The sequence below is a fragment of the Arthrobacter luteolus NBRC 107841 genome (assembly GCF_001552075.1).
In the GTDB taxonomy this organism is placed as follows: Bacteria; Actinomycetota; Actinomycetes; order Actinomycetales; family Micrococcaceae; genus Arthrobacter_B; species Arthrobacter_B luteolus.
Genome location: NZ_BCQM01000012.1, coordinates 71412 through 77840, shown reverse-complemented (window position 1 = coordinate 77840; position 6429 = coordinate 71412). Strand labels below are relative to the sequence as shown.

5 protein-coding genes are annotated in these 6429 nt (G+C 66.2%); all 5 read right to left on the bottom strand.

The features are described from left to right. Window positions 1-293 precede the first annotated feature (293 nt). Window positions 294-1619 (bottom strand): tyrosine--tRNA ligase, encoded by a 1326-nt coding sequence (gene tyrS / locus AL3_RS16125; RefSeq protein ID WP_066302958.1) that lies wholly within the window; start codon window positions 1617-1619, stop codon window positions 294-296. 12 nt (window positions 1620-1631) lie between these two features. After that, the gene (locus tag AL3_RS16120; RefSeq protein ID WP_066302954.1) at window positions 1632-3899 is read right to left on the bottom strand and encodes a HelD family protein; all 2268 of its coding nucleotides are present in this window, start codon (window positions 3897-3899) and stop codon (window positions 1632-1634) included. 127 nt (window positions 3900-4026) lie between these two features. Continuing rightward, window positions 4027-4542 carry an adenine phosphoribosyltransferase gene (locus AL3_RS16115; RefSeq protein ID WP_066302968.1) on the bottom strand — a complete coding sequence of 172 codons (516 nt, stop codon included), beginning with the start codon at window positions 4540-4542 and terminating at the stop codon, window positions 4027-4029. A gap of 204 nt (window positions 4543-4746) precedes the next feature. Next, window positions 4747-5415, bottom strand: a complete 669-nt coding sequence (locus AL3_RS16110) for a DNA-3-methyladenine glycosylase (RefSeq protein WP_066302951.1) — start codon at window positions 5413-5415, stop codon at window positions 4747-4749. 89 nt (window positions 5416-5504) lie between these two features. After that, window positions 5505-6389 carry an SRPBCC domain-containing protein gene (locus tag AL3_RS16105; protein ID WP_066302948.1) on the bottom strand — a complete coding sequence of 295 codons (885 nt, stop codon included), beginning with the start codon at window positions 6387-6389 and terminating at the stop codon, window positions 5505-5507. Between the last annotated feature and the right edge of the window lie 40 nt (window positions 6390-6429).

Genomic DNA, 6429 nt, shown 5'->3' with positions numbered 1-6429 from the left:
GGGATAATTCCTGAATTCCATTCTTCCGGATCACCCCACGCAAAAACCGAAGCTATTATTTCAGCCAAAACTGAAAGCTAAGCTTCTGTTCCGTTTGGGGTTTGGCCGCCATGCTTCGGGCGCTTCTTGCTTCTCAGCGGAGCGTCCCGGCCGCGGCGACTCACATTACTTTACACATCCCCTGCCGGACGTGCAAGCCGGAACGGATGTGACCTCCTGCACGCCGTGCTGCCGGCCGCGGAAACGCCTGAGGGCAGACCATGTATGGCCTGCCCTCAGGTGTTTTGGATGGATCAGATTCCGGTGACAACCGCGGTTGCGAGGGTCCGCTTGCCGCGGCGCAGCAGCAGGTACTTTCCATGCAGCAGTTCTTCGGTTCCGATGACGGCGTCGATCTCCGTGATCTTGCGGTTGTTCACGTAGGCACCGCCTTCGGTGACAGTCCGCCGGGCATCCGAGTTGGTCTTGGACAGGCCGGCGGCAACCAGCAGGTCGATGATGCCCAGGCCGGCTGCGTCCACCTCGGCGCGCGGCAGCTCAGAAGTGGCCGCGGTGAGGGTTGCTTCATCGAGCTCCTCGAGCGAACCCTGGCCGAACAGGGCAGCCGAAGCGGCGATGACCTTGTCCGTGGCTTCCGTTCCGTGCACCAGCGAGGTGACGTCGTACGCCAGGGCGCGCTGCGCCTCACGCTTGTGCGGAGCCTCCGCCACGGCCCGCTCAAGTTCCTCGATTTCCGACTTCGTGCGGAAGGTGAAGACCTTGAGCCGGTCAATCACATCGGCGTCGGCGGTATTGAGCCAGAACTGGAACATGGCGTACGGGCTGGTCATCGTGGGATCCAGCCAGACGGCGTTGCCTTCGCTCTTGCCGAACTTGGTGCCGTCGGAGTTGGTGATCAGCGGCGTGCCCAGGGCATGCACGGTGGCGCCTTCAACCTTGCGCACCAGCTCGGTGCCGGAGGTGAGGTTGCCCCACTGGTCTGATCCGCCGGTTTCCAGGACACAGTCGTAGTCGCGGAAGAGCTGCAGGTAGTCCATGCCCTGCAGGACCTGGTAGCTGAATTCCGCGTAGCTGATGCCCTCGTCGGAGTTCAGGCGCGAAGCCACGATCTCCTTCTTCACCATGGTTCCGACCCTGAAGTGCTTGCCGATTTCCCGCAGGAAGTCGAGGGCGCTCATGGGCGCCGTCCAGTCCAGGTTGTTAACCATGCGGGCAGCGTTCTCACCCTCGAAGCTGAGGAACCGCTGGACCTGGCCCTGCAGGTAGCCGACCCACTCCGCCACCGTTTCCTTGGTGTTCATGGTGCGTTCCGCCGTCGGGCGCGGATCCCCCACCAAACCGGTGGACCCGCCGACCAGGGCCAGCGGCTTGTGGCCGGCCAGCTGCAGCCGGCGCATGGTCAGCAGCTGGACCAGGTTGCCCAGGTGCAGGCTCGGGGCCGTGGGGTCGAAGCCGCAGTAATACGTGACGGGGTCTCCGCTGAGTAGCTTTTCAAGCTCCGCCTCGTCGGTGGAGAGCTTGATCAGCCCTCTCCACTTCAGTTCCTGCCAGATGTTGGCAAAGGTCGGATCGTTCTGCTGGGCAGCAAGGCCCTCGGAGGTCTGGGTATTCTGTGGCACGCCTCTAAATTATCAGGATTCGCCGTCGGCAATCCCCGCCGGGATCCCGCGCTCCGCAATAAGACGCAGACGCTGGGTCGGACGGGTCATCGCAACGTAGAGATCCCCCACCTTTCCGGCCGCTGCTGTCAGCAGTTCGGAGGGCTCAAGGATAACGACGCCGTCGAACTCCAGTCCCTTGGCTTCGCGCGGCGAGATAACCACGATGTCCTGGCCCAGTCCGCCGGCACCGGTGCCTACCCGGTTCCCGTAGACGCCCTTCACGGCCTGGCGGACTTCCACCAGCCGGTGGTCCTCGGTGATGACGGCGAGCAGCCCGCCTTCCAGGGCAGCCAGGTCCGCGGGCAGGGTTTCGAGCAGCCGGGCAATCAGCCCGCCTTCCTCAACCGTGTCCAGGAACGGCGGCCACTGGCCCTCGCGCACGGCCTTCGGCGCGGAGACGACCAGTCCAGCGGCGTTGGCCATCCGGACGGCTGCCTCGGCGATCTGTGCCGGGGTCCGGTAGTTGACGGTGAGTTCCTCCAGCGTCCAGCGCTCCCCCACGAAGGGATCCAGCGCCTGCTGCCACGATGTGGCACCGGCAGCGGAACTGGTCTGGGCGATGTCCCCCACCACGGTGAAGGACTTCAACGGGCAGCGGCGCATCAGCAGGCGCCACTGCATCGCGGAAAGTTCCTGCGCCTCGTCCACCACAACGTGCCCGAAGGCCCAGGTCCGGTCGATGGCGGCCCGGTCCGCGGCGGTCAGCCGCTGCTCAGTCTCCATGTTGTGGTTAGCCAGGTCCTCGGCGGAGAGAATGCCGTGGGCACCCGAATCCTCGAGGAAGCCTTCGGTGTTTTCAATCGCGCGTTCGGCGTTGGCCAGGTCCCGCTTGCGGGCTTCTTCCAGCGCAGCGCTGTCCCGGCCGGCGGACGGATCGAGGTCCCCCAGCAGCTCCGCTGCCTCATCGAGCAGCGGAATGTCCGCTTCGGTCCAGGGCGCGTCCGGGCTGCGCATCAGCAGCGCACGTTCGTCGTCGGTAAGGTCCGGGGCGGCGGCTTCCAGATGTCCGGGCTTGCTGAACAGTTCGCTGATGAGCTTCTCCGGCGTCATCGGCATCCAGCACAGGTTCAGCGCGATGCGCACATCCCGGGCGCTCCGCACGTCCTCGGCCAGATAAGCGCGGTCGGTGCTGTTTCCTGCACCGGCCGATTCTTCGAGCACTTCGGTCAGCTGGTCGGTGAGTTCGCGCAGCAGGATCTTCACGAAGGTCACCCGTGCTTCATTGTGCGGCTTGCCGGTGGCACGGGCACGGTCACGGGCGCGCTGGACCTGCTTGGGCGTCAGCGTGATCATGGTGCCGTCAATGTTGAGCCTGCGCGGTTCCGCCAGGATCCGTTCGCGGTTGGCGACGGCACGGTTAACGACGTCGGCCATCGACAGCCGGCCCTTGATCTCGGCGGCGGCGGGCGTATCCTCACCCGCGGCGGTGATACCCGGCATGAGCTGGCCAAGGCTGGACATCACGACGCCGGTTTCACCCAGCGAGGGCAGCACCCGTTCGATGTAGTGGATGAAGGCGTTCGAGGGGCCAACGAGCAGCACACCGGCGGACTTGAGCCGCTCCCGGTGGGTGTACAGCAGGTAGGCGGCGCGGTGCAGTGCGACGGCGGTTTTGCCTGTTCCCGGACCGCCCTGAACCACCAGGGTTCCGGGCAGCGGTGCGCGGATAATCCGGTCCTGCTCCGCCTGGATGGTGCCGACGATGTCCGACATCTGGCCGGTGCGCTTGGAATTCAGGGCAGCCAGCAGCGCACCCTCGCCCTGCAGGTTGTCGCCGTCCTCCAGCATGGAGTAATCCAGCACGTCGTCTTCGAGGCCCTGGACGTCCCGGCCCTTGAGGATCAGGTGGCGCCGCCGGCGGACACCCTGCCGCTCGAACGCGGTGGCCTGGTAGAAGGTGCCCGCTTCCGGGGCGCGCCAGTCCACCATCAGCCGCTGCAGGTCCGCGGTGGAGAGTCCGATCCTGCCGATGTAGCGGGTCTCGCCGTCGTCAAGGTCAAGCCGGCCAAAAACCAGCCGGTCGTCGACGGCGTTCAGCTGCGCGAGCCGGTCCTCATACATGGTGGCGAAGGCGTCGCGTTCGGACCGGTTCTGGTGGGAACCGGCTGAATGGGAGCGGCGGACCTGGGCCAGCTGCTCGCTTTTTTCCTCCCGGAGTTCATCGAGCCGGTGGTACAGGCCGGCCACGTAACGGCGCTCGTGGTCGAGCTCCGTTTGGACCGAAGACGTTTCAGGCATGTTCGCGTTCCCTCTCGCAAAGGCAGACCGTCTATCTTACCGTGCATCGGCACAATTTCCATGCCCTGTCCATAGTGCGGGTGGACGTTGCGTTCCGCGGCCCGCATTCCGTTCCAGGATGGCCGGTTCAGTACGTGATCAGCGACCGCACGTTGTGGCCGGCGAGGGCCTCACGGCCGCCCAATTCACCGAGTTCCAGCACGACGCCGAAGCCCGCAACACTGGAGCCGGCGCTTTCGATCAGGCGGGCAGCAGCAGCGAGTGTTCCGCCGGTGGCCAGGACATCGTCAAGGATCAGGACACGGGAACCGGCGGGGATGTCTTCGACATGCAGCTCGAGGCTGTTCTGCCCGTATTCCATGTCATACGTCTCGGTGTAGGTCTCCCGCGGCAGTTTGCCGGGTTTGCGGATGGTGATCACACCGCGTTCGGAGGCGTAGGCCGCAGCAGCGGCGAGCAGGAAGCCGCGGGCTTCAACCCCGGCGACGAAGTCGAACTGGCCTTCGTATCCGGCCAGCAGGGCATCGACCATACCGCGCAGCGCCGGTCCGTCGGCGAAGACCGGAGTCAGGTCGCGGAAAACGATGCCGGGCTTTGGATAATCCTGGACGACGGCGCCAAGGCGGTCGATGGTTTCCGCTATCGTTTCGGCCGGAACTGCGGCCGGGGCTGCGGGGCTGTTGAGCGGGTTCGAAGCAGTGTGTTTCACCCATCTACCTTACCGGTCCTGCGCGTCCCGGGCCTCGTTCTGCGGCTGCGCTGCTGCTCACAGCGGCTGCCGCCCTGCTGCTGCCCGGCGGCTGCACCGCGCCTGCACCGCCCGAGACCTGGCTGGACGGTGCGGGATCTACGCCCGTTTCGCCGTCGCCCCGGAAGGCCGCACCCGTGCCCGCTGGACCGCCGGCCGGTATTTGGAGACGGTCGGTTCGCCGGTGAGCCAAAACCGCCAGGGGTAGGCCTCTCCCCCGCCTTCACCGCTGACCCCGACCCGGGGCCCCCGGGAAATCAGTTCCTCGGGTACCGGTTCCTGCGGCAGTTCCAGGCGCAGCGGAGAGGTGAAGACGTCCGCACCGTCGAGACTGCGGTCGATCCCCAGTGCCTGGGTCAGCCGGGCGGGCCCGCGGGCCAGGTCCAGGGGTGACTTGGGCTGCCGGCGGCGCAGTGCGGCGATCTCGTGCCCCTCGATGATTTCCCCGGCCCGCAGCAGCAGCCCGGTGGCCTGGCCCGGAACGCCGCAGACCACGTTGGCGCAGTAGTGCATACCGTAGGTGAAGTAGACGTAGAGGTGCCCGGCCGGGCCAAACATCGTGGAGTTCCGCGGAGACTGTCCGCGGAAGGCATGGGACCCGGGATCCGCTGCGCCGAGGTAGGCTTCCACCTCCGTGATCCGGACCGCGGCGTCACCTTCCTCGGATTCCCTCCGGAGGACGGCGCCCAGCAGCCAGGGTGCTGCCTCGGTCGCCGGGATGGCCAGCCGGCTGCGCTGCTCTGCGGGATCCAGGTATGTCCGCTCCATACCTTCGACCGTAGCAAGATCTGGGGCCGCTCAATAAACTGCCGCCGGCTGCGGACTACGGCCTGCGGTGTCCAGGCTGCGCCACCGGGTCACAGATTAGAGCTGTACAGCGCTTCGAGTGCCCGGAGACGGTGGGAGTTCGGATGTGGCGTCTCCCCCAGCAACCGAACGGCGGCCGAGTCCAGTGCCAGGTGCCAGGCGGCCATCAGGGCGGCGGTGTCCTGCTGGTTGCCGGCTTCGATCCGCTGCCGGATCCGCAGTTTGCCGACCCCGTCTTCCTCGGTCACGGTGATTTCTGCCCCATCACCCAGGCGGAGGTTTCCGCCGGAACTTTCGACGGCGGCACTGATGTCCTCGGCCGCGGCGTCGTACCAGCGCTCGAACACCAGCGTGGCCTGCTCAGTGTTTTGCCCATCGCCGGCGTCCAGATAACCCATGGTCGGCGAGATGCCGAACTCACGCGAGTAGGCATCGCGCAGGGCCCGCCACTGGCCGGGCGGTTCTCCGGGCGGCGGGTTGCCGGCGGCCACCGCCGCGAAGGCGCGCAGGATGCCCTGCCATCCTGCGCTGCCTTCGGCGAGGAAATCGGGGGTGTCGGTGCGGGACCGGAACTGCAGGAGCGCACCGCCGTCGGAATCGAGGACCTGCCATTCCAGCACCGATTCCTCGCCCAGGTCATCGTCCCAGGTGATCTGGAGGCTGCTGCGCGGAGTGAGCTGCAGGACCGTCCCGGACGCGCTGCCGCCGCCCATGTCCAGCGTGTATTCCTTGCCCAGTTCCCAGTCCGGGGTCACGGTCCCGAGCCACTGCTCAACTTTGCGAGGATTGATCAGGACGTCCCAGATGTGCGCCGCGGGGTAGTCAAACTGCTTGTCGAAGGCCAGCGCCCAGCCGTCGGTGAGCTTCTCGATGCGGCCGGTGGGAACCGAGGGATCGTCCTGCCGGGAATGGTTGGACGATGATGCTTCAGACATGGCGGCCCTTCCGTAGATGCCATCTGCTGCAGTACCTACC

Coding starts and splice junctions, on each gene's coding strand:
- AL3_RS16120 (WP_066302954.1), bottom strand. CDS start 3,899: ATGCCTGAAACGTCTTCGGTCCAAACGGAGCTCGACCACGAGCGCCGT.
- AL3_RS16110 (WP_066302951.1), bottom strand. CDS start 5,415: ATGGAGCGGACATACCTGGATCCCGCAGAGCAGCGCAGCCGGCTGGCC.
- AL3_RS16105 (WP_066302948.1), bottom strand. CDS start 6,389: ATGTCTGAAGCATCATCGTCCAACCATTCCCGGCAGGACGATCCCTCG.